The 22,491-nt window shown below is 55.0% G+C and carries 20 protein-coding genes and 3 tRNA genes; 3 read left to right on the top strand and 20 right to left on the bottom strand.

The genetic code is table 11. The features are described from left to right. Nucleotides 1-10 precede the first annotated feature (10 nt). The 17 genes from PYL13_RS07600 to PYL13_RS07520 all read right to left on the bottom strand — a co-directional run bounded on the left by PYL13_RS07600 (nt 11) and on the right by PYL13_RS07520 (nt 14,961). Complete coding sequence (locus tag PYL13_RS07600; RefSeq protein WP_250982795.1) at nt 11-1,522, bottom strand: NADH-quinone oxidoreductase subunit M; 1,512 nt, start codon at nt 1,520-1,522, stop codon at nt 11-13. Next, nucleotides 1,522-3,522, bottom strand: a complete 2,001-nt coding sequence (gene nuoL / locus PYL13_RS07595) for an NADH-quinone oxidoreductase subunit L (RefSeq protein ID WP_250982796.1) — start codon at nt 3,520-3,522, stop codon at nt 1,522-1,524. Before nuoL ends, PYL13_RS07600 begins: the two co-directional genes overlap by 1 nt. Before the next feature lie 7 nt (nt 3,523-3,529). Then, nucleotides 3,530-3,838, bottom strand: coding sequence for an NADH-quinone oxidoreductase subunit NuoK (gene nuoK, locus PYL13_RS07590; protein WP_192487566.1), 309 nt, complete (start codon nt 3,836-3,838; stop codon nt 3,530-3,532). 28 nt (nt 3,839-3,866) lie between these two features. Beyond that, entirely contained in the window at nt 3,867-4,481 is a 615-nt protein-coding gene (locus PYL13_RS07585) for an NADH-quinone oxidoreductase subunit J (protein ID WP_192487565.1), read from the bottom strand. A 135-nt stretch (nt 4,482-4,616) separates the two neighbouring features. Next, nucleotides 4,617-5,108 (bottom strand): NADH-quinone oxidoreductase subunit NuoI, encoded by a 492-nt coding sequence (gene nuoI, locus PYL13_RS07580; protein ID WP_192487564.1) that lies wholly within the window; start codon nt 5,106-5,108, stop codon nt 4,617-4,619. Nucleotides 5,109-5,147: 39 nt separating this feature from the next. Then, complete coding sequence (gene nuoH / locus PYL13_RS07575) at nt 5,148-6,191, bottom strand: NADH-quinone oxidoreductase subunit NuoH (RefSeq protein ID WP_192487563.1); 1,044 nt, start codon at nt 6,189-6,191, stop codon at nt 5,148-5,150. Nucleotides 6,192-6,202: 11 nt separating this feature from the next. After that, nucleotides 6,203-8,284: an NADH-quinone oxidoreductase subunit NuoG gene (gene nuoG, locus PYL13_RS07570; RefSeq protein WP_275640912.1), complete on the bottom strand. Its 2,082-nt coding sequence runs from the start codon at nt 8,282-8,284 to the stop codon at nt 6,203-6,205. A 155-nt stretch (nt 8,285-8,439) separates the two neighbouring features. Then, entirely contained in the window at nt 8,440-9,744 is a 1,305-nt protein-coding gene (gene nuoF / locus PYL13_RS07565) for an NADH-quinone oxidoreductase subunit NuoF (protein ID WP_250982798.1), read from the bottom strand. Between the two features lie 10 nt (nt 9,745-9,754). Then, complete coding sequence (locus PYL13_RS07560) at nt 9,755-10,876, bottom strand: NADH-quinone oxidoreductase subunit E (protein WP_275640911.1); 1,122 nt, start codon at nt 10,874-10,876, stop codon at nt 9,755-9,757. A gap of 16 nt (nt 10,877-10,892) precedes the next feature. Next, nucleotides 10,893-11,147: a hypothetical protein gene (locus PYL13_RS07555; protein ID WP_192487559.1), complete on the bottom strand. Its 255-nt coding sequence runs from the start codon at nt 11,145-11,147 to the stop codon at nt 10,893-10,895. After that, nucleotides 11,147-12,337 carry an NADH-quinone oxidoreductase subunit D gene (locus PYL13_RS07550; RefSeq protein WP_250982800.1) on the bottom strand — a complete coding sequence of 397 codons (1,191 nt, stop codon included), beginning with the start codon at nt 12,335-12,337 and terminating at the stop codon, nt 11,147-11,149. Before PYL13_RS07550 ends, PYL13_RS07555 begins: the two co-directional genes overlap by 1 nt. After that, entirely contained in the window at nt 12,330-12,767 is a 438-nt protein-coding gene (locus PYL13_RS07545; protein WP_192487557.1) for a GFA family protein, read from the bottom strand. Before PYL13_RS07545 ends, PYL13_RS07550 begins: the two co-directional genes overlap by 8 nt. Beyond that, entirely contained in the window at nt 12,764-13,366 is a 603-nt protein-coding gene (locus PYL13_RS07540; RefSeq protein ID WP_192487556.1) for an NADH-quinone oxidoreductase subunit C, read from the bottom strand. Before PYL13_RS07540 ends, PYL13_RS07545 begins: the two co-directional genes overlap by 4 nt. Nucleotides 13,367-13,384: 18 nt before the next feature. Further along, on the bottom strand, nt 13,385-13,969 hold the full coding sequence (locus tag PYL13_RS07535) for a NuoB/complex I 20 kDa subunit family protein (protein WP_192487555.1): 585 nt from the start codon (nt 13,967-13,969) through the stop codon (nt 13,385-13,387). Next, entirely contained in the window at nt 13,960-14,325 is a 366-nt protein-coding gene (locus PYL13_RS07530) for an NADH-quinone oxidoreductase subunit A (RefSeq protein WP_192487554.1), read from the bottom strand. The genes PYL13_RS07535 and PYL13_RS07530 overlap by 10 nt, the downstream gene beginning before the upstream one ends. A 444-nt stretch (nt 14,326-14,769) precedes the next feature. After that, a tRNA-Asp gene (locus PYL13_RS07525) sits at nt 14,770-14,846 on the bottom strand. A gap of 38 nt (nt 14,847-14,884) precedes the next feature. Next, a tRNA-Asp gene (locus PYL13_RS07520) sits at nt 14,885-14,961 on the bottom strand. 382 nt (nt 14,962-15,343) lie between these two features. Here PYL13_RS07520 and PYL13_RS07515 point away from each other — a divergent pair. From PYL13_RS07515 to PYL13_RS07505, 3 genes are all read left to right on the top strand, one after another. Continuing rightward, nucleotides 15,344-15,419 (top strand) — tRNA-Val (locus PYL13_RS07515). 104 nt (nt 15,420-15,523) lie between these two features. After that, nucleotides 15,524-15,736, top strand: a complete 213-nt coding sequence (locus PYL13_RS07510) for a hypothetical protein (protein WP_250982802.1) — start codon at nt 15,524-15,526, stop codon at nt 15,734-15,736. A gap of 135 nt (nt 15,737-15,871) precedes the next feature. Beyond that, the gene (locus tag PYL13_RS07505) at nt 15,872-16,735 is read left to right on the top strand and encodes an alpha/beta hydrolase (RefSeq protein WP_275640910.1); all 864 of its coding nucleotides are present in this window, start codon (nt 15,872-15,874) and stop codon (nt 16,733-16,735) included. 106 nt (nt 16,736-16,841) lie between these two features. On the opposite strand, the gene PYL13_RS07500 is transcribed toward PYL13_RS07505, so the two are convergent. The 3 genes from PYL13_RS07500 to lon all read right to left on the bottom strand — a co-directional run bounded on the left by PYL13_RS07500 (nt 16,842) and on the right by lon (nt 22,149). After that, entirely contained in the window at nt 16,842-19,040 is a 2,199-nt protein-coding gene (locus PYL13_RS07500) for an esterase-like activity of phytase family protein (protein ID WP_275640909.1), read from the bottom strand. A 213-nt stretch (nt 19,041-19,253) separates the two neighbouring features. Next, entirely contained in the window at nt 19,254-19,529 is a 276-nt protein-coding gene (gene hupB / locus PYL13_RS07495) for a DNA-binding protein HupB (RefSeq protein WP_192487550.1), read from the bottom strand. Nucleotides 19,530-19,731: 202 nt separating this feature from the next. After that, a complete protein-coding gene (gene lon, locus PYL13_RS07490) occupies nt 19,732-22,149 on the bottom strand; it encodes an endopeptidase La (RefSeq protein ID WP_275640908.1) in 2,418 nt (805 codons plus the stop codon). Nucleotides 22,150-22,491: the final 342 nt, after the last annotated feature.

Genomic DNA, 22,491 nt, shown 5'->3' with positions numbered 1-22,491 from the left:
GGTCCTGTCGTCAATTCAAAGTGAGCGCAACATTTTGCGCCGCCTGCAGTGCAGCCGTATAGTTGTTGATCAGCAGATCGACCGATGCGGCAGTCGCATCGAATACCGGAGCCGGATAGACACCGAAGAAGATCGTCAGGGCAACAAGCGGGTAAAGGATGACCTGTTCACGTGGAGACAGATCGAGCATGGCCTTCAGGCTTTCCTTTTCGAGCGCACCGAAAATGACGCGGCGGTAGAGCCACAGCGCATAGGCGGCAGAAAGGATAACACCAGTGGCGGCAAACAGGGCGACCCAGGTGTTGGCACGGAAAACGCCGACCAGTGTCAGGAATTCGCCGACGAAGCCGGAGGTGCCAGGCAAGCCGACATTGGCCATGGTGAAGATCATGAAGGCAACAGCATATTTAGGCATGTTGTTGACCAGACCACCGTATGCGGCAATGTCACGGGTGTGCAGGCGGTCATAAACAACGCCTACGCAAAGGAAGAGCGCGCCGGACACGATACCGTGTGACAGCATCTGGAAGATAGCGCCCTGCAAGCCCTGCACGTTGGCTGCAAAGATACCCATTGTCACGTAACCCATGTGGGCAACGGACGAATAAGCAATCAGCTTCTTGATGTCTTCCTGCATCAGCGCGACCAGTGAGGTGTAGATGATGGCAAGAACGGACAGGGTGAAGACGAACGGCGCGAAATAGTCAGATGCCAGCGGGAACATCGACAGCGAGAAACGGATGAAACCGTAACCGCCAAGCTTCAGCATCACGCCAGCCAGGATAACCGAACCAGCGGTCGGTGCCTGAACGTGCGCGTCTGGAAGCCATGTATGAACCGGCCACATTGGCATTTTCACCGCGAAAGCCGCGAAACATGCCAGCCACAGCCATGTCTGCATACCTGCAGGGAAGCCGAATTTCAGCAGTTCAGTGATGTCGGTCGTGCCAGCCTGCCAGTACATCGCCATGATGGCGAGCATGGTCAGAACGGAACCGAGCAACGTGTAGAGGAAGAACTTGTAGGATGCGTAGACGCGATCCTTGCCGCCCCAGACACCAATGATAACGAACATCGGGATCAGTGTTGCTTCGAAGAAGACGTAGAACAGAACAATGTCGAGCGCCACGAACACACCGATCATGACCACTTCTAGAAGAAGGAAGGCGATCATGTATTCCTTGATGCGCTTTTCAACCGAGTTCCAGCTGGCCAGAACACAGAACGGCATCAGGAATGTTGTCAGGATGACGAACAGCATGGAAATGCCGTCGACACCAAGGTGGTAAGCGGCGATCTCGCCGAACCATGCATGCTTCTCAACCATCTGGAAGCCCGGGTTCGAATTGTCGAAACCGATCCAGATGAACAGCGACACGATGAATGTGAACACTGTCGTCAGCAGGGAGACGTTCAGAATATTACGGCGACCATACGGACCGTTTTCATTCGTCAGCAGCAGAAGTGCGACGCCCACCAGAGGCAGGAACGTGACCGTGGAAAGAATTGGCCAATCGGTCATTACAGGGCACTCCCGAGCATCATCCAGGTAACAAGGGCCGCGATACCAATCAGCATCGCAAACGCATAGTGATAGAGGTAACCGGATTGCAGGCGAACGATGCGGTTGGTTACATCAACCACGCGTGCTGCAACACCGTTTGGTCCGTAGGTGTCGATGACGGCAACGTCACCCTTCTTCCACAGGAACTTGCCAAGGGCTTTGGCCGAACGCACGAACAGGAAGTCGTACAGTTCATCGAAATACCACTTGTTGAGCAGGAACTGGTAGAGGCCACGGTGTGTTTCGGCCAAACGCTTCGGTACCGAAGGCGACTTGATATACATGTACCAGGCCGTCACGAAACCAAGAGCCATTGCCACAAACGGGCTCCACTTTACCCAGGTTGGAACATTGTGGAACTCATGCACGATGTGGTTCTCAGGACCGGTGAACAATGCACCCTTCCAGAATTCCTCATAGTGATGGCCGTAGAAGTATTCCACAAAGGCAACACCGGCAAACAGCGCACCAACCGTCAGGATAAACAGCGGAATAAGCATGACCATTGGCGATTCATGGACGTGGTGCATGACATCGTCAGAAGCGCGTGGCTTGCCGAAGAAGGTCATGAACGCCAGGCGCCATGAATAGAAGCTGGTGAACAGAGCCGCGATAACCAGCAACGTGAAGGCGAAACCGCCAAGGCTGGAATGCGAGGCAAAGGCAGATTCGATGATCGCATCCTTGGAGAAGAAGCCGGCAAAGCCGATCACTGTTCCAGGAATACCAACGCCCGTCAGAGCCAGCGTACCGATTGTCATTGTCCAGAAGGTGACAGGGATGTGCTTGCGCAGACCACCCATGTAACGCATGTCCTGCTCACCATCCACGGCGTGAATGACCGAGCCGGCGCAAAGGAACAACAGTGCCTTGAAGAAGGCGTGCGTGAACAGGTGGAATACGGCCGCGCCGTAAGCGCCAACGCCGAGAGCCACGAACATGTAACCGAGCTGCGAACAGGTCGAATAAGCGATAACGCGCTTGATGTCGTTCTGAACCAGACCGACCGTTGCTGCAAAGAATGCAGTGATTGCGCCGATCAGGGTCACGAATGTCAGGGCATCTGGCGACAGTTCGAACAGAGGCGACATACGGGCAACAAGGAAGACACCCGCGGTCACCATGGTCGCGGCGTGAATGAGCGCCGACACAGGGGTCGGGCCTTCCATCGCGTCCGGCAGCCAGGTGTGCAGCAGGAACTGCGCCGACTTACCCATCGAACCCATGAACAGCAGCAGGCAGACAGCGGTAATCGCGTGACCCTTGTCGAGCTGCATGCCGAACAGGTTGATGACAGCTTCGGTCGATGCAGCGCCTTCTGCAGGCAGATAGGTGCTGGCAGCCGCGAAGATCGTTTCAAAGTTGATCGAGCCGAACAGCACGAACACACCGGAAATACCGAGAATGAAACCAAAGTCACCGACGCGGTTGACGATGAACGCCTTCATGGCCGCAGCAGAAGCCGACGGTTTCTTGAACCAGAAACCGATGAGCAGGTATGAAGCCAGACCCACGCCTTCCCAGCCGAAGAACATCTGCAGCAGGTTGTCGGAGGTGATGAGCATCAACATCGCAAAGGTAAACAGCGACAGGTATGCAAAGAAACGCGGGCGATGCGGATCATGGTGCATGTAGCCGATCGAGTACAGGTGAACCAGCGTGGACACGGTGTTGACCACCACGAACATCACAGCCGTCAACGTATCGATACGGAATGCCCACTGGACATCGATGCCGCCGGACTGGATCCAGCGCAGCACTTCAACCTTGATCACTTCGCCGCCCTCGCCGTGATGGCCGAGCGCAACGTTGAAGAAAACAATCCACGACAGGATTGCGACAACGATCATCAGACCGCTGGTGACATATTCCGAAGCCTTCGCGCCGATCGAGCGGCCAAAGAGGCCTGCGATCAGGAAGCCGATAAGCGGCAGAAAGACGATAGCCTTATAGATCATAGCCTTATCAGCCCTTCATCATATTAACGTCTTCCACGGCAATCGAGCCGCGGTTGCGGTAGAAGACAACGAGTATTGCAAGACCGATAGCGGCTTCAGCAGCAGCAACGGTAAGAATGAACAAGGCGAACACCTGGCCAACGATATCGTTGAGGAACGACGAGAAAGCGACCATGTTCAGGTTCACGGCAAGCAGGATCAGTTCGATCGACATCAGGATAATGATGACATTCTTGCGGTTCAGGAAGATGCCGAACACGCCGATCGTGAAGAGGATGGCGCTGAGCGTCAGGTAGTGGGAAAGTCCGATTTCCATATTTTCTATTCCTTGATCCGTCCGCGCCTCAGATACCCTGCCCCGGCTTCACCTTGACGACTTCGATAGCCGTCTTCGGATCACGGGCAACCTGCTTGGAAATGTCCTGACGCTTGATGTCCGTACGGTGACGCAGGGTCAGTACGATCGCACCAATCATGGCGACCAGAAGCACAAGGCCAGCAAGCTGGAAGTAATAGACGTAATGTGTGTAGAGCACATCGCCGAGAGCCGCCGTATTGGTGCGCTCCGCGATTGGCGGTATTGGCATGCTGATCGACTTTGCTGCCTCAGGCGAAATCATGCTGCCACCGATCACGATGATCAGTTCGGCGGCAAGAATGACGCCGACCAATGCGCCGATTGGTGCGTATTGCAGAACGCCAGAGCGGAATTCCGCGAAATCGACATCCAGCATCATGACGACGAACAGGAAGAGCACCGCCACAGCGCCGACATAAACGACCAGCAGGATCATGCCGAGGAATTCAGCGCCCGTCAGCAGGAAGAGAGCAGCAGCGTTGAAGAAGGTCAAAATCAGAAAGAGAACCGAGTGAACCGGGTTCCTTGCCGAGATAACCATGAATGCCGACGCGACCGCGACGAAGGCGAATATATAAAAGAATACAGCCTGCAGACCCATGTTGGTGCCTTTTTGTCCTGATCGGGCGAGCGAAACCTGTCACCCTGCCCGTTTGGAGGCCTGCGGTAAAACCGGCAGGCCCTACTTACAATTTGCGGTTTTCCGTAACAGTCAGAGCGACGGAAACATGCTTTCTTAGCGGTACGGTGCGTCGAGCGCGAGGTTGCGCGCGATTTCCCGTTCCCAGCGATCGCCATTTTCCAGAAGACGAGCCTTGTCGAAGTAAAGTTCTTCACGCGTTTCAGTGGCGAATTCGAAGTTCGGGCCTTCGACAATCGCATCAACCGGGCAAGCTTCCTGGCAGAAACCGCAATAAATGCACTTCACCATGTCGATGTCGTAACGAACGGTACGACGTGTACCATCATTACGGCGCGGACCAGCTTCAATGGTAATGGCCTGCGCAGGACAGATGGCTTCACACAGCTTGCAGGCGATGCAACGCTCTTCGCCGTTTGGATAACGGCGCAGCGCATGTTCACCACGGAAGCGCGGAGAGACCGGGCCCTTTTCAAAGGGATAGTTCACCGTTGCCTTCTGTTTGAAGAAGTGGCGCATCGTCAGGAAAATAGCTCCGACGAATTCCTTGAGGAACAGTGAATTGACGGCTTGTGAAAGGCTTGCCATCTCAACCTCCAAATCTGCAAGCGGACTGAACGGACATCATTATGCCGTTCCCGTCAGCTTGAGTACGAATGCAACAATAACCACCATGGCGAGCGACAGAGGAAGGAAGACCTTCCAGCCGAGTCGCATCAGTTGGTCATAGCGGTAGCGCGGAACGAATGCCTTCACCAGAGCGAACATGAAGAAGACCATGCCGCCCTTGAGGATAAACCACACAATGCCCGGAACCCAGTTCAGGAACCAAACGTCGACGATCGGCAACCAGCCTCCTAAGAACAGGATGGTTGTGAGCGAGCACATCAAAACGATGGCCGCATATTCGCCGAGCATGAACATCATGTATGGGGTCGAGCCATATTCCACCATGTGACCGGCAACCAGTTCCGATTCCGCTTCCGGAAGATCGAAGGGAGGACGGTTGGTTTCTGCAAGGCACGAAATGAAGAACACGATGAACATCGGGAACAATGGCAACCAGTGCCAGTCGAGGAACGAAGCCGGAAGGCCGATCATTGTTCCAAGTCCGGTCTGCTGTGCATTGACGATATCCGTCAGGTTCAACGAACCGACGCAAAGAAGAACGGTCACGATAACAAGACCGATCGACACTTCATAAGATACCATCTGCGCGGCGGAACGAAGTGCACCAAGGAACGGGTACTTGGAGTTGGACGCCCAACCACCCATGATGATGCCGTAAACTTCGAGCGACGAAATCGCGAAGATGTAGAGAATACCGACATTGATGTTGGCGATGACCCAGCCATCCGCAAAGGGGATAACGGCGTAAGTCGCCAGAGCCAGCGTCACTGCAACCAGCGGCGCCAGAAGGAAAACCGCCTTGTTGGCACCGGCCGGAATGACCGGCTCCTTGAGAATGAACTTCAAAAGGTCGGCAAAGGACTGGAACAGACCCCAAGGACCAACAACGTTTGGACCACGGCGCAGCTGAACAGCAGCCCAAACCTTACGGTCAGCCAGCAGGATGAACGCGATGAAAACCAAGAGGCAAACGAGAAGCAGCAGGGACTGGCCGATCATGATCAGCGCGGGCCAGACATAGCTCCAGAAAAACGAATCCATAATCTCCTGCCTTACTCTGCCGCAGCCTTGAAATTGTTGCGGGCCAATGCGGAGCACTCAGCCATCACGGCGGACGCTCTCGCAATAGGGTTCGTCAAATAGAAGTCCTTCACGGGTGAAGCAAACCCGGACTTGTTCATTTTACCGGCCTTTTTGGCCAGAGCTTCGATATCGGATGCGTTGCCAGCTGCAATTTCATCGAGACCTGCGAAGTGCGGGTGAGCAGCGTAAAGCTGTGCGCGCAGGGCAGACAGCGAATCGAACGGCAGCTTGTGACCGAGAACGTCGGAAAGCGCACGCAGGATTGCCCAGTCTTCACGAGCGTCGCCCGGTGCGAAACCGGCGCGGTTGCCCATCTGAACGCGGCCTTCGGTGTTGACCCAGATGCCGGACTTTTCGGTGTAGGCAGCGGCAGGCAGGATCACGTCGGCATTCATTGCGCCGTTGTCACCATGCGAACCGATGTAAACCGTGAACTTTGCAGCCTTGGCCGACAAGTCGATTTCGTCTGCGCCGAGCAGGAACAGAACGTCCATCGACGATACCATTTCAGCAGCGGCAACACCGCCCTTCCCCGGCACGAAGCCGAGATCCAGACCGCCAACGCGTGATGCTGCGGTGTGCAGAACCGAGAAGCCATTCCATTCTTCGGAGACGGCGCCAACAGCAACGGCAAGCTTCGCAGCAGTTGCCAGAACGTCTGCACCATCAGCGCGCGACAATGCGCCCTGGCCGATGAGGATCAGCGGGTTCTTGGCGTTCTTCAGCTTTTCAACGAAGCTGTGCGAACCATCTGCCAGTTCCTTCAGCGTGTCCGTGCCGGAACCGAGGTAGTCATAGGAGTAACGCAGTTCACCAGCTTCGCCGATCAGACCGATCGGGAAACCGCCACGGCGCCAGCGCTTGCGAATGCGTGCGTTGAGCACGGCAGCTTCGTAACGTGGGTTGGCACCAACGATCAGCAATGCGTCAGCCTGTTCAATACCTTCGATGGTGGCATTGAAGAGGTAGCTTGAACGGCCGAGCGCCGGGTTAAGAGCAACGCCGTCCTGACGGCAGTCGACATTGGCTGAACCAAGCGACGCCAGCAGCGACTTGAGCGCGAACATTTCTTCAACCGATGCCAGGTCGCCAGCGATCGCGCCGATCTTGTCGCCGCTTGCGGCGGACACTGCGGACTTGATGGCGGCAAAGGCCTCACCCCAGGATGCTGGTGCGAGACGGCCATTCTGGCGAACGTAAGGACGGTCGAGACGCTGGGTCTTCAAACCATCCCAGATGAAACGGCTCTTGTCGGAAATCCACTCTTCGTTGATGGCTTCATTGACGCGTGGCATAACGCGCATCACTTCGCGACCACGCGTGTCAACGCGGATTGCGGAACCCAGAGCATCCATCACGTCGATGGTTTCAGTCTTGTTCAGTTCCCACGGACGCGCCGTAAACGCGAACGGCTTGGAGGTCAGCGCGCCAACCGGGCACAGGTCAACAACGTTACCCTGCAGCTCGGATGTCATCGCCTGCTCGAGGTAGGTGGTGATTTCAGCGTCTTCACCGCGACCGATCAGGCCGAGTTCAGCGATACCAGCCACTTCCGTCGTGAAGCGAACGCAACGCGTGCAGTGAATGCAGCGGTTCATCACGGTCTTGACGAGCGGTCCAATATACTTGTCTTCAACCGCACGCTTGTTTTCAGCATAACGCGAACCAGCGATACCGAAGGCCATAGCCTGGTCCTGAAGGTCGCATTCTCCGCCCTGGTCACAGATCGGGCAATCAAGCGGGTGATTGATCAGCAGGAATTCCATCACACCTTCGCGGGCCTTCTTGACCATAGGTGTGTTGGTGAAAATCTCAGGCAGTTCGCCATTCGGGCCGCCACGCACATCGCGTACGCCCATGGCGCAGGATGCGGCAGGTTTGGGCGGTCCGCCCTTTACCTCGATAAGACACATGCGGCAGTTACCCGCGACCGACAAACGCTCGTGAAAACAAAAGCGCGGAACTTCAGCTCCAGCCTCCTCACACGCCTGCAACAGCGTGAAATGATCCGGAACCTCGATCTCTTTACCGTCAACCTTGAGCTTTGCCATGGTTCTACTTACGTCCTGTTGCCTGTCCGTCCCGCACTCTTTGCGTTCCGCGACAAATCCTCATCGCAATAGCGCAAACGAACTGCGCTTCATGCTTCATTTGCCAAAGGCACCGGTATCATTACCGGCACCCTGCCCTGCACAATCGAAACCGATTATTCAGCAGCTTCCAATACAGCGCCATGATCCATGGCTCTGTAGGTGTATTCATCGATACGCCGTTCGATTTCCGGACGGAAATTGCGGATCAGAGCCTGGATTGGCCATGCAGCCGCATCGCCCAGCGCGCAGATGGTGTGGCCTTCGATCTGCTTGGTCACTTCCAGCAGCATATCGATTTCGCGCTTCTGCGCGTTGCCCTTCACCATGCGCTCCATGACGCGCATCATCCAGCCTGTACCTTCACGGCAAGGCGTGCACTGGCCGCAGCTTTCATGCTTGTAGAAAGCAGCCAGACGCCAGATGGCTTTAACAATATCCGTAGACTTGTCCATCACGATCACAGCAGCCGTACCGAAGGACGACTTCACGTCACGCATGCCGTCAAAGTCCATCGGTGCGTCGATGATATCCTCGGCCTTGACGACCGGGCAGGAAGAACCGCCTGGAATAACGGCCAGCAGGTTATCCCAACCGCCGCGGATACCGCCACAGTGACGCTCGATCAGCTCACGGAACGGAATGCCCATGGCTTCTTCGACCGTGCAAGGACGGTTGACGTGACCGGACACCATGAACAGCTTGGTGCCGACATTGTTTGGACGACCAATGGCCGAAAACCATGCAGCGCCACGGCGCAGGATGGTTGGTGCAACTGCAATCGACTCAACGTTGTTAACGGTGGTCGGGCAGCCATAAAGACCCATGTTGGCCGGGAATGGCGGCTTGAGGCGTGGCTGGCCCTTCTTGCCTTCAAGGCTTTCCAGAAGTGCTGTTTCCTCGCCGCAGATATAGGCACCGGCACCATGATGCACGTAAACATCAAAATCCCAGCCGTTCTTGTTGTTTTTACCCAACAAACCGGCGTCGTAGCATTCATCGATAGCGGCCTGCAGCGCTTCACGCTCACGCATGTATTCGCCGCGAACATAAATGTAAGCCGTATGGGCACCCATGGCGAAACCGGCCAGAACGCAACCCTCGATCAGGGTATGCGGGTCATGGCGCAGGATTTCACGGTCCTTGCAGGTGCCTGGTTCGGATTCGTCGGCGTTGACCACGAGATAATGTGGACGGCCGTCGTTTTCCTTCGGCATGAAGGACCACTTGAGACCTGTCGGGAAGCCAGCGCCGCCACGACCACGAAGGCCGGAGGCCTTCATCTCATTGATGATCCAGTCACGGCCCTTTTCGATAAGGATCTTTGTACCATCCCAATGGCCACGCGACATCGCGCCCTTCAGGGACTTGTCCTTAAGGCCGTAGATATTGGTAAAGATGCGATCTTGATCTTTTAACATACGTCACCTCTTACCGCGGCTTCTTGCCGAAGACTTTAATGTATTCGGCTTCGCCACCTTTGGCGAGCGCCTCGGCCTGGCGGACCCAATCGTCCCGCACAATACGACCCTTGAAATTCAGGTAGCCATCAACCCATTCCTGTTCGGCCTTTTTCCATCCCGCAACTTGCGCGAAGGTGAAGATGCCGATGTCATGCAGAGTGGATTCGATTTTCGGACCTACACCCGAAATCAGCTTCAAATCATCCGGAGTTTCAGGCTTTGCAACGGCGGCAGGACGGTTCTTGTCGTCCAGAGAAGGCTTTTCAGACTTCGTATCTACGCCAGTTGCTTCCTTCTCGGCTGCCTTGACGTTTTCCTCGGCTGCCTTTGGGGCAGTAAGAGGTGTCTTCAGCTTTGGATCTGTTTCAGGTGCATCCGTCTTAGGCTTTGCCGCATTGGACGGCGGAACCTGTGCAGTATCTGCTTTGGCGTCAGCAGGTGCAGCAGCCGGAGCTTCAAGATTGGTACGAACCAGCTTGATTTCTTCGGTCAGCGAGGTCAGGCCACCTTCAGGTACCGAGAAATGACGGTCGATCTGTGGGCCGGGAGTGATGGTGTCACCCTTGCCTGCTTCAAACGCGTCGATGATCTCTTCCAGACGCTCAGGCGTCAGATCCTCATAGGCATCCTTGAAGATGATAACCATTGGTGCGTTAACGCAGGCGCCCTGACATTCAACTTCTTCCCAGGACAGCGTGCCTTCGGCGTTTGGTGTCAGCGGATCATGGTGGATCTTGTGACGGCAGACATCCATCAGCGCTTCGGAACCACGCAGCATGCACGGCGTTGTACCGCACACCTGAATGTGCGCGCGCGTACCAACCGGCTTCAGCTGGAACTGGGTGTAGAAGGTCGCAACTTCCAGTACGCGGATATAGGGCATATCCAGCATGTCAGCGATCTGCTCGATGCAGGCACGGGTAACCCAGCCATCCTGCTCCTGAGCCCTCATCAAAAGAGGAATCACTGCGGACTGCTGACGGCCTTCCGGATATTTCTGGATCGTCTTTTCCGCCCATGCAGCATTTGCCTCATTGAAGGCAAAGTTGACAGGCTGGACCTGATCTTCGGCTAATCGACGAACGGACATACTAGCTCACGCCTCATCAGTTTAACGGCTCACACCGCGACTCCACCACCGTGGCGAATTCGCAGGCATAAGCCGATTTGTCTTTTTGCAAAAATACAATGAACTTCTTGCCGTTGGGCACCGAGGCTTTGATCTCGTAGCCTGCGGACAGAAGTCCTCGAATGGTGGAAACGCCGCCACTGGATGCAGAGCTCATGTTGTCCGATGTCTGTGCAAATGCAGCAGACGCGCCGGACAACAGAACAGCCATATATGCCAGTGGCAGACGCATTAGCGGTCGACCTCCCCGAACACGATGTCGAGAGAACCAAGAACAGCCGTCACGTCGGCGAGCTGGTGGCCCTTGCAGAGGAAATCCATGGCCTGCAGGTGCACAAAACCCGGAGCGCGGATCTTGCAGCGGTAAGGCTTGTTGCTTCCGTCGGCAACAACATAGACGCCGAACTCACCCTTCGGTGCTTCAACGGCGGCGTAAACCTCACCGGCTGGCACGTGGTAACCTTCGGTATAGAGCTTGAAGTGGTGAATGAGCGCTTCCATCGAACGCTTCATTTCGCCTCGCTTCGGCGGAACAACCTTGCCGTCAAGCGCCGATACGGCTCCAACGCGGTGCTTGCCCTGCAGAAGCTCAACGCACTGCTTCATGATGCGAACCGACTGGCGCATCTCCTGCATACGAATGAGGTAACGGTCATAACAGTCACCGTTCTTGCCGACAGGAATGTCGAACTCCAGATCGGAGTAACATTCGTAAGGCTGCGAACGACGCAGGTCCCAGGCAGCGCCGGAACCACGAACCATAACGCCCGAGAAGCCCCAGTTGAACGCGTCTTCCAGCGTCACAACGCCGATATCGACGTTACGCTGCTTGTAGATGCGGTTATCGGTCAGCAGGCCTTCGATGTTGTCGAGAACGGTAATGAACGGGTCACACCACTTGCCGATATCATCGACCAGCTCTGGCGGGATATCCTGGTGTACGCCACCTGGGCGAACATAGGCTGCGTGCATGCGCGCGCCACAGGCACGCTCATAGAACACCATCAGCTTTTCGCGTTCTTCGAAGCCCCAAACCGGCGGTGTCATGGCGCCAACGTCCATAGCCTGCGTGGTGACGTTCATGATGTGCGACAGGATGCGGCCGATTTCGGAAAACAGCACGCGGATCAACTGACCACGCATCGGGATTTCAAGGCCGAGAAGCTTTTCAACAGCAAGCGCGAAGGCATGCTCCTGGTTCATCGGCGAAACGTAGTCCAGACGGTCGAAATACGGCACGGCCTGAAGGTAGGTCTTGGTTTCGATCAGCTTTTCCGTGCCGCGGTGCAACAAACCGATATGCGGATCGACGCGCTCGACGATTTCACCGTCCAGTTCAAGAACAAGACGCAACACGCCGTGCGCGGAAGGGTGTTCCGGGCCGAAGTTGATGGTGAAGTTGCGAACATTATGTTCAGTCATGCTTTTGCTCCGCCGACGTGACCATGGCGATGAATTCGGCACCGGTCATGTTCTTCGTGGCCTGGGTGAATGAATAGCAATCAGGCTTTTCGTCTATAAAAATCTGCGAAACGAGCCGGTAATCGGAAGGGTTCTCGAATGCCTGAACGGAAACGGCCGTGTGCGCACCATCCTTGGAACGCCACAAAAGGGTGCTGCCGCATGACGCGCAGAAACACCGCTCACCCCATTCAGAAGACGAATAGACGCCAAGCGCCTTTTCGTCTGCAAACGTCACACCTTCGCATTCAACCGCAAGAAAGACGCCGCCGGACCAGCGACGGCACATGGAACAATGGCAGACACCGACCTCCCGGGCACCAACCTGTGCCTCGAAGCGAACGGCGCCGCAAAGACATTGCCCCTGCTCTCGCGTTGTTTCGGTCGTCATTGCTTCGCCTTCTCGTCGCCCGGAAGAACGTAATCCGTTCCCTCCCAAGGAGAAAGGAAGTCGAAGTTACGGAATTCCTGCTTCAACTCGACCGGCTCATACAGAACGCGCTTCAGTACGTCATCGTAACGTACTTCTACAAATCCGGTAACCGGGAAGTCCTTGCGCAGCGGATGGCCTTCAAAGCCGTAATCGGTGAGAATACGACGAAGGTCGGCATGGCCCTCAAACGGAATGCCGTACATATCCCATGCTTCGCGTTCGAACCATTCCGCACCCATGAACACGGATGTCGAGGATGGAACGCCCTCGTCTTCCGCTACCTGCAGCTTCACCCGCACACGCAGGTTCTGACGAGGAGACAGAAGATGATAGACAACATCGAAACGCTTTTCGCGGCGCGGCCAGTCAACGCCGCAGATATCGATAATGTTGATAAAACCGCACTGGACGTCATCCCGCAGGAAGGTCAGCAGTGCGATAACATTGGCTGGCGTTGTGTTCAGGGTGAGTTCGCCGAAAGCAATATCGGCAGACTCAACCAACGAACCACGTGCTTCCTTAACATAGGCAGCAAGATCGGTAAGAGCTTCACTCATTCGTACTGTCCTTTGCCCTTAACGCTCGATCGTTCCGGTTCTGCGGATCTTCTTCTGCAACAAAAGCACGCCGTAAAGCAGCGCCTCTGCCGTGGGGGGACAGCCCGGAACGTAAATATCTACCGGGACGACACGGTCACAACCGCGCACCACAGCATAGGAATAATGGTAATAACCGCCGCCATTGGCGCAGGAACCCATCGAGATGACGTAACGTGGCTCAGGCATCTGGTCATACACCTTGCGCAGCGCCGGAGCCATCTTATTGGTCAGCGTGCCGGCAACGATCAGAACGTCCGACTGGCGCGGTGACGCACGTGGCGCAACACCAAAGCGCTCAAGGTCGTAACGCGGGCCAGAGGCCTGCATCAGGCCTTCAACGGCGCAACAGGCCAGACCGAACTGCATCCACATCAGCGAACCGGTACGGGCCCATGTGATGAGCTCGTCGGTCGAGGTGACGAGGAAGCCCTTGTCGGCCAGTTCGTCGTTGATTTCGGTAAAATACGCATCGTTGCTGCCAACGGGCTTGCCCGTCGACGGATCGATAATGCCTTTCGGCTTCGGAGCAACCAGCGTCGTGTTGTCTTGACCTACGCCCATTCCAAAGCTCCCTTCTTCCACTCATAGATGAAGCCAATGGTGAGAACACCGAGGAACACCATCATGGACCAGAAGCCGAACCAGCCCAACTCACCGAAGGACACAGCCCATGGGAACAGGAACGCAACTTCAAGGTCGAAGATAATGAATAGGATCGACACCAGATAAAAGCGAATGTCGAACTTCATACGTGCATCATCAAAGGCATTGAAACCGCACTCGAACGCAGACAGCTTTTCCGGGTCCGGATTTTTATAAGCAACTGCGAATGGCGCGATAAGCAGCGCCAGTCCGATGACCAGCGCGATACCAATGAAAATTGCAATCGGAATATAGGAACTGAGGAGTTCAGTCATCGTACTCTTCCCTGTCCGAGCCGAGCGCCGGACAATCCCTTGCGACAAACCGTCTGCAAGGACAAAAATCATGTTGCAACGCCAAAGTCGTTAGCGCAGCCGGGTTCTCTCTGCAAGAGTTTCTGCATCATTTCAACCCGGTTGCCGCATCGTTTCGCAACAATAACGATACACTACCTTGGCACCCACCCCTTTGGATACCGCTAAATACTTAAAAAAAATGAATATTCCGCCAAACAAAAAACAAAGTCACAAAGGTGAGAAATTTGCTGGAAATTGCACTGCAAAAAGCACATTTTGCATAACGGAAATATGAGCAAAAAAGGAAGGAAATGTTGGGCGGCAAACGCGATTCATTTGAACCGCGCGCAACGCGCAAAGCACGCCACAGTCTCTGGAGAGACCAGCGTGTAAACAACGATGGAGGGGACATTTAAAAATAAATGGCGCGAGTGACGGGGCTCGAACCCGCGACCTCCGGCGTGACAGGCCGGCACTCTAACCGACTGAGCTACACCCGCGCATTGCAGATTTTCATCTGCGTTTTTCGAGGAAAGGATGGCGCGAGTGACGGGGCTCGAACCCGCGACCTCCGGCGTGACAGGCCGGCACTCTAACCAACTGAGCTACACCCGCTTAATCCTTATTCAGCAGAAACCTGCCTAACGAAGCAGCCTCGACTGTCCGTGAGCGGCTAACTACGGGGTTCATGTTTGGGTGTCAACAGGTTTCATGACAAAAAATACGCTTTCGTTTTTTTCTTTTCAAAATCCCTCCCAAACGGCTGATTTTATCCACAGCCCTCCCCTGTTTTGGGCGTCCTATAGAGAGTGAAATTTTCTTGAATTTTTTATGATTGGGAAAAACCCTTATTTTCTCGGGATGTTACGCAATTGCGCACAGCGAAATCAGAAAATTTTGAAAAAACTTCACAAAGGGGACTTGCGCTTTTTTTCTGATCCGCATAGATCACAGCCACCGACGCGGCGAACACAACAAACGGTTCGCAAGACGCGAAGGGCGATTAGCTCAGTTGGTAGAGCGCCTCGTTTACACCGAGGATGTCGGGAGTTCGAGTCTCTCATCGCCCACCATTTTCCTTCTTCTCTCCCCTTTTAAGTATCTTGAATGTCGCCACTTATTCATGGCGTATTGTTTTCCGCTTGGTCAGAAAAAACAACCAACGGGAATTATCAACATGGACACTATCTCAATCGACAATCGTGGTGATTTCGGTCTGTGGGCAATCGAACGCGCCAAGGAGATCATTGCCGTTGAGGGCTCATCCCTGGCGATTGCAGCGCGCGACAGCAGTGAAGAGACCATTCGCGAGGCAGCAAATGCACTCGGTGCCGCAATAACCGCTGCTTTGCTCGAGGTGTATGACGGCCTTTTGTCCGACGAAGAATAAGAAACGCACCTACTCGCTGACCGCATCGTTTTTTTTCGCTCCACCATCGCAATCATAGCGCGTATATTTGCGCTTCGCTCGTCGCTTCTCCCGTGATAAAGGTCAACTCCCACGCCTTGACCACGGGAGTTTCCGATGACGCAGATGGAAGGCAGTGCATTTCAGGAAGAATTTTTATCAACAACAGGTGGGCTGCGACTCTTCGTACGCTCGTGGAAACCCGATTCTGTGCCTCGGGCCGTCGTAGTGATTTGCCATGGTGTGAATTCTCATGGCGGCCAATATATTTGGGCCGCCGAAAAATTCATGCAAAGAGGCTTTATTGTCTACGCACTCGACTTACGCGGCCGTGGAAAATCCGACGGACCGCGATTCTATGTCGATAATATTGCCGATTATGTCGCCGATCTCGGCATCGTCATTGATCTAGCGAAGTCCCGCAATCCGAATCTGCCGGTTTTTTTGCTGGGTCACAGCGCTGGCGGCGTCGTTTCATGTTCGTACGCTCTGGAAATGCAGGATGGATTGGCCGGCCTGATCTGCGAAAGTTTTGCTTTCAAAGTGCCCGCCCCCAATTTCGTTCTTGGAATCACCAAGTTTTTAAGTGGGTTCTTCCCTCGCCTACCGGTGCTCAAACTGAAAAATGAAGATTTTTCACGCGATGGCGAGGCTGTACGTATTCTCAATGCCGATCCATTGATTGCCAATGAAACACAGCCAGCTGCAACAGTTGCTGCTCTGGTGCGTGCCGATGAACATTTGAAGCGGGAATTTCCGACCATAAAACTTCCCGTGCTGATTCTGCATGGCACTGCTGACAAAGCGACCATGCCAAGCGGCAGCGAGTTTTTTTACAAAACGGCAGGCTCCAGCGACAAAACCCTCAAACTTTACGAGGGGCATTTCCATGATCTTCTCAATGATCTGGGGAAGGAACGCGTACTGGACGACATGGTGGCGTGGATTGATGCCCGTTTGCCGGAGCACATCAACGTCTGAGTCCTGACGTCAGGATGCGATTCGTCGTCAGTGGCCCGAATTTTCTCACTCCAAAACAAAAACGGCCGGACATTTTGGTGTCCGGCCGTTTTTTGTGCGTCAAAAATCAGTTGGTGCCCTTGAGGTCCACTGCAAAGAACAGTGTTTCGCCCGAGGAATCATCTACGCCGTCATTGTCGGTCACGGCGTAAGCCTTGCCAGACTTGTCGAAGGCAAAGCCTTCCAGCTTGTCGACGGTGTAACCATTGGTCTGCGCCTTAAGGTCTGGCAGGAAGTCATGGGCCAGCTCCTTGGTCACGAGAGGTAGCTCGCCGCCGATCTTGGCAGGCTTCAGGTCAGCCTTTGCAACGCGGTACAGCTTCTTGATGGCTGCGGCATCACCAATCTGGTTATCACGCTCTACGATGTAGACGTGGTCGCCATGGGCAGAGATTTCCGACAGGCCAACCCAACCGGCTTCAGGCTTGTCGAGCTGGTAACGCACAGCGCCCCACTCCTTGGCCTTGGGGTTATAGGAGACGAGCTTCACGAAGCCCTTCTCGTCTGTGCCCCATTCGCGCTGCACAGCCATCCACAGGGTGGCGTCGTCGCCTTCACCCACAACCGTCACACCTTCAAAGCCGTAACGGGTCTCACCCTCAAGCAACTCTTTCGGCAGGGCGATCTCGGCCTTGATCTCACCCTTGGCGTTGACGTTGTAAAGCGCGTGCGGAAGTAGCTTTTCGCTGTTGCCTTCCGATGCCAACCAGAAACCACCCTTGCCATCGAGAGTGATGCCTTCGATGTCGAGTTTCTGGGCAGGCTGACCTTCACGCTTCACGCGCAAGACAGAGGTGATGACAGCAGGTTTCTGGGTTGCGTCGATCGTGTAGATCGATGGCTGCATGCCGTAAACCGAATCGGACACCGCATAAAGGATGCCATCCTTTTCAGCGTCAGCGACCAGACCGGACAGTGCACCCCAGCCGATTGGCGCGCCGTCTACCGTTGCCGATACCAGCTGCGGATAGGCCGCCTCGCCTTCTGCACGCTCAAACAACATGACGTGCGAACGGGCACCACCATCTTCGACCAGATCGGCCTCGTTGGCAGTTGCCAGCAGATTGCGGCCAGGGATCGCCACAGCACCTTCTGGAGAGATGCCGGATGGCAGAAGCTGTGTCAGCTCAGGTTCTGCGCCGGTATCCTTGTAAACGCCAACCACAGAGCTACGCTCGGACAGAACGAAGATAAAGCGGTCATCGCCAAAGGTTGCGACTTCAAGACCTTCAGGCTCTACGCCCTTGGCTCTCGAACGCTTCTCGGGATAGTGGCCGATACTGGCGACGGCATGTTCGAAGGAAGCGCCAGCTTCATAGAGGACCTTGCCAGCTGTGTCGAAAATGGTGAAGCCGCGTGCGCCGCCTTCCCAGTCGCCTTCATTGGCGATGACAACACGATCTGTGCCCAGCCACTTGATGGCGTCAGGTTCGCGTTTACGGGCTTCCTGCTTGTCCGTGAACTTCAGGGCGCCGTCCGACTTGGTGTCGATGCCTTCCAGGTCAACGGTGCCAGCGGGGAAGTGGCTTTTGACCGTGCCGGCTTTGCCATCAACAATCACGATGTGGTTGTTTTCCTGCAGCGTCACGGCAATGTCGCCATTCGTGTTGATGGAAACGAATTCCGGCTCTGGATCTTCCGGTGCGATATCTGCCAGACCAGTCATGTCAATGTGCTTGACGGTTGCGCAATCGGCAACGCCGTCTTTGAGGGCAACCGTGACCAGATAGCCAGCCGGCATCTGCGGCAATGCACCATCATTGACGTCTTCATCGCGTTCATTTTCGATCGCGATGGCGGCAAATGTCTTGTCTGGGGAAATGGCGACAGAATCAGGCTGACCGCCCAGATCGCAGCTGGCTTCTATCTTTTTGCTGGCGATATCGACAGTCACCAGTTTGCCAGATGGCTTGGTGAAGCTTTCAGAGGTATTCACACCTGCCAGAACCTTGGTTCCAGCAACGGCGACCGACGTCGGTTCACCTTCCAGCAACAGGGCACCACCAGCCTTCGGTGCCTTGGCATCGGTAATGTCGATAAAGCCAATGCCGCCCAGCGGGCTGTCGGAATAGATCAGTGTATTGCCGTCTTCACTGGCCGCGATGATCTCAGCAGACGATACCGTTTTGGCGTCCTTGTCCTTCGGCAGGTTTAGCGCCACCGGGAAAGATGCAATGCGGTTGAAAACCTGATCAGCAGCAGCAGGCAAGGCGACGGAAGTAAGCAGCACAGCCATCAGGCCGGCTGAAGTAAAACGAAACGTCATGGGAAGCCTCCTGTTCCATTAAATCGAACAGTCGGCTTCTGCTGCATGCATGTTACACACGAATGACAGACATAGTTTATTTAGCCGGGTCATCCACAGCAAACAGACGCAAGGCAAAATAAAAACCCGATGCAAAGGCACCGGGCTTTCAATTTCAGTACTCACAAGCCAAATATGCGCTCACTCGCCGCGAGGCAGCGCATAGTGGAAACTTTAGGAGTTCACGGCGTCCTTGAGACCCTTGCCAGCCGAGAACTTCGGCACGTTACGGGCAGGAATATCAACTTCAGCACCCGTGGACGGGTTGCGGCCCTTGGAGGCTTCACGACGGCTGACAGTGAAGCTGCCAAAACCTGCGAGGCGGATGTCGCCACCATTCTTCAGTTCGCTCTGGACGGTTTCGAATACAGCGTCAACTGCGGAAGCAGCATCTGCCTTAGTGAGACCGGCCTTTTCGGCAACTGCGGAAACGAGCTCATTCTTATTCATGTTTCCACCCCTTTCTATGGTTTGAAACGACTCAAATTAAGCCGGGCGCAGAATAGCTAGCTACCTGCGACCCGCAACTCAAAAGCGCCGGAATCGCCTGAAAAACAAGAGGTCTAGCTGCTTTTTTCACAACAAAGGCTGGCATTTCTGCCAGCCTTTGTGTGTTTTTTACCAATATGGCTTCACGTGAGGTCGTAAAACCTCAATGTGCGATCGTCTGACCGGCGTCATCGACACCTTCGACGGTGGCAACCAGTGGCGTCTCAATGCTGCCATCCCACTCGATCGGCTCGGGTTTGCGCAGCAGCGCATGCTCGATAACCTCACCCATGCGGGACACAGGAATGATCTCCATTCCGTTCTTCACATTGTCCGGAATCTCGGCCAAATCCTTGGCGTTTTCTTCCGGAATGAGCACCTTCTTGATGCCGCCGCGCAGGGCTGCAAGGAGCTTTTCCTTGAGGCCGCCGATTGGCAGAACACGACCACGCAGTGTGATTTCACCTGTCATGGCGACATCCTTGGAAACAGGAATGCCGGTCATGATCGATACGATGGCGGTTGCCATCGCCACACCTGCCGATGGGCCATCCTTCGGAGTGGCACCTTCGGGAACGTGAACGTGGATGTCGCTCTTGTCGAAACGTGGAGGCTCAATGCCGAAATCAACTGCGCGCGAACGGACATAGGATGCCGCTGCCGAAATCGATTCCTTCATCACTTCCTTCAAGTTACCGGTCACGGTCATGCGACCCTTGCCCGGCATCATCACGCCTTCGATCGTCAGCAGTTCACCACCAACTTCGGTCCATGCGAGACCGGTGACAACACCGACCTGATCTTCACGTTCAGCCTCACCATGACGGAAGCGCGGAACGCCCAGATAGTCATTGATGTTGGCAGCCGTTACAGCCACGGACTTGGTCTTGCCCTTGATGATTTCGGTCACGGCCTTACGTGCCATTTTCATCAATTCACGCTCGAAGCTACGAACGCCGGCTTCACGGGTATACTGCTGGATGACCGCCATGATCGCATCGTCGCTGACGGAAAACTCGTCCGGCTGCAACGCATGTTCCCTGATGGCCTTAGGCAGCAGGTGACGCTTGGCGATTTCACGCTTTTCATCTTCGGTATAACCGGCGATGCGGATGATCTCCATACGGTCCATCAGCGGGCCTGGAATATTTAGCGTGTTCGCCGTGGTGATGAACATCACGTCGGACAGGTCATATTCCACCTCAAGGTAGTGGTCCATGAAGGTGGAGTTCTGTTCCGGATCAAGCACCTCGAGCAGAGCCGACGACGGATCGCCACGGAAGTCCATGCCCATCTTGTCGATTTCATCGAGCAGGAAGAGCGGGTTGGTCTTCTTGGCCTTCTTCATGGACTGCACGACCTTGCCCGGCATGGAGCCGATATAGGTGCGGCGGTGACCACGAATTTCCGCCTCATCGCGTACACCACCGAGCGCCATGCGAACATATTCGCGGCCGGTTGCCTTGGCGATGGACTTTGCAAGCGAAGTCTTACCAACGCCTGGAGGGCCAACGAGGCACAGGATCGGTCCGCGAATCTTGGTGGCGCGTGCCTGCACGGCAAGATATTCGACGATACGTTCCTTGACCTTGTCGAGACCGAAGTGATCGACTTCGAGGATCTCCTCAGCCTTGTTCAGATCAGTTTTGATCTTCGACTTCTTGCCCCATGGCAGACCAAGCAGCCAATCCATGTAGTTGCGAACGACGGTGGCTTCTGCCGACATCGGGCTCATCTGGCGCAGCTTCTTCATCTCCGCCTCGGCCTTTTCCTTGGCCTCCTTGGAGAGTTTGGTGCGGGAGATGCGTTCTTCCAGCTCGGCCATCTCGTCACGGCCGTCTTCGCCGTCACCGAGTTCCTTCTGGATCGCCTTCATCTGCTCGTTCAGGTAATATTCGCGCTGCGTCTTCTCCATCTGGCGCTTGACGCGAGAACGGATGCGCTTTTCAACCTGAAGAACCGAAATCTCGCCTTCCATAAAGCCAAGCGCCTTTTCCAGACGCAGCTTCACGCTGACGGTTTCCAGCATTTCCTGCTTTTCGCTGATCTTGATCGACAGGTGCGATGCAACCGTGTCAGCCAACTTCGAATAGTCCTCGATCTGGCCGGCAACGCCAACCACTTCAGGGGAGATCTTCTTGTTGAGCTTCACGTAGCTTTCAAATTCGGAAATGACCGAACGGGAAAGAGCTTCTACTTCGACAGGATCATCCTTGGTCTCGTCCAGAAGGTCCGCCGTTGCCTCGTAGAAATCTTCGCGGCTGGTGTAAGTGTCGATCTTTGCACGACCCTTGCCTTCCACCAGCACCTTGACGGTGCCGTCAGGCAGCTTGAGCAGCTGCAGAACATTGGCCACCGTGCCAACGTCATGAATAGCAGATGGTTCAGGATCGTCGTCGCTAGCATTGATCTGAGTGGCAAGCATGATCTGCTTGTCGGAACCCATGACCTCTTCAAGCGCACGAATAGATTTCTCACGCCCTACGAACAGCGGGACGATCATATGCGGGAAAACAACAATGTCGCGCAGGGGAAGGACAGGATAAGTGCCACCAGATGCTGCAGACGTAGTGTTCGTCATGTTATTTCCTTTCCATGGCCTCAATGAGCCACTCTGCCGAAGTTCTTGGGTTCTTCGGCGCATTCTCGTTTCCTACCAGAAATGGAGTTTCATCACCCCAATTTCAAGCCAGACGAAACGCCGGTATCCCGCCAGGGACCGAAATTTAAAATGCGGCGTGTACTAAAACTAATTTTTACGCAGTCGCAAGCAACATGCTTGCGGGGCAGAAATACACTTGCCGCCAGACGCGAAACACCGCGTCACAAATCAGTTGTAAAACATTATCAGCAAAGAGCAAACGGCTCTACACGCAAAATAGCCGCCATCCGCAGGAACGTCGCAGAATTGCGATAAAAGCGT

It is taken from the genome of Agrobacterium sp. Azo12 (assembly GCF_029193765.2).
Lineage (GTDB): Bacteria > Pseudomonadota > Alphaproteobacteria > Rhizobiales > Rhizobiaceae > Agrobacterium.
This window is presented reverse-complemented; position numbering and strand designations above follow the sequence as displayed.

What these genes read in the sequence shown, in the direction of transcription:
- PYL13_RS07540 (WP_192487556.1), bottom strand. Translation starts at nt 13,366, where the DNA reads ATGAGTGAAGCTCTTACCGATCTTGCTGCCTATGTTAAGGAAGCACGT.
- nuoI (WP_192487564.1), bottom strand. Translation starts at nt 5,108, where the DNA reads ATGGCAAGCCTTTCACAAGCCGTCAATTCACTGTTCCTCAAGGAATTC.
- PYL13_RS07545 (WP_192487557.1), bottom strand. Translation starts at nt 12,767, where the DNA reads ATGACGACCGAAACAACGCGAGAGCAGGGGCAATGTCTTTGCGGCGCC.
- PYL13_RS07600 (WP_250982795.1), bottom strand. Translation starts at nt 1,522, where the DNA reads ATGACCGATTGGCCAATTCTTTCCACGGTCACGTTCCTGCCTCTGGTG.
- PYL13_RS07505 (WP_275640910.1), top strand. Translation starts at nt 15,872, where the DNA reads ATGACGCAGATGGAAGGCAGTGCATTTCAGGAAGAATTTTTATCAACA.
- PYL13_RS07535 (WP_192487555.1), bottom strand. Translation starts at nt 13,969, where the DNA reads ATGGGCGTAGGTCAAGACAACACGACGCTGGTTGCTCCGAAGCCGAAA.
- nuoL (WP_250982796.1), bottom strand. Translation starts at nt 3,522, where the DNA reads ATGATCTATAAGGCTATCGTCTTTCTGCCGCTTATCGGCTTCCTGATC.
- hupB (WP_192487550.1), bottom strand. Translation starts at nt 19,529, where the DNA reads ATGAATAAGAATGAGCTCGTTTCCGCAGTTGCCGAAAAGGCCGGTCTC.
- PYL13_RS07560 (WP_275640911.1), bottom strand. Translation starts at nt 10,876, where the DNA reads ATGTCCGTTCGTCGATTAGCCGAAGATCAGGTCCAGCCTGTCAACTTT.
- PYL13_RS07510 (WP_250982802.1), top strand. Translation starts at nt 15,524, where the DNA reads ATGGACACTATCTCAATCGACAATCGTGGTGATTTCGGTCTGTGGGCA.
- lon (WP_275640908.1), bottom strand. Translation starts at nt 22,149, where the DNA reads ATGACGAACACTACGTCTGCAGCATCTGGTGGCACTTATCCTGTCCTT.
- nuoK (WP_192487566.1), bottom strand. Translation starts at nt 3,838, where the DNA reads ATGGAAATCGGACTTTCCCACTACCTGACGCTCAGCGCCATCCTCTTC.
- nuoF (WP_250982798.1), bottom strand. Translation starts at nt 9,744, where the DNA reads ATGTTAAAAGATCAAGATCGCATCTTTACCAATATCTACGGCCTTAAG.
- PYL13_RS07500 (WP_275640909.1), bottom strand. Translation starts at nt 19,040, where the DNA reads ATGACGTTTCGTTTTACTTCAGCCGGCCTGATGGCTGTGCTGCTTACT.
- nuoH (WP_192487563.1), bottom strand. Translation starts at nt 6,191, where the DNA reads ATGGATTCGTTTTTCTGGAGCTATGTCTGGCCCGCGCTGATCATGATC.
- PYL13_RS07585 (WP_192487565.1), bottom strand. Translation starts at nt 4,481, where the DNA reads ATGGGTCTGCAGGCTGTATTCTTTTATATATTCGCCTTCGTCGCGGTC.
- nuoG (WP_275640912.1), bottom strand. Translation starts at nt 8,284, where the DNA reads ATGGCAAAGCTCAAGGTTGACGGTAAAGAGATCGAGGTTCCGGATCAT.
- PYL13_RS07550 (WP_250982800.1), bottom strand. Translation starts at nt 12,337, where the DNA reads ATGACTGAACATAATGTTCGCAACTTCACCATCAACTTCGGCCCGGAA.
- PYL13_RS07555 (WP_192487559.1), bottom strand. Translation starts at nt 11,147, where the DNA reads ATGCGTCTGCCACTGGCATATATGGCTGTTCTGTTGTCCGGCGCGTCT.
- PYL13_RS07530 (WP_192487554.1), bottom strand. Translation starts at nt 14,325, where the DNA reads ATGACTGAACTCCTCAGTTCCTATATTCCGATTGCAATTTTCATTGGT.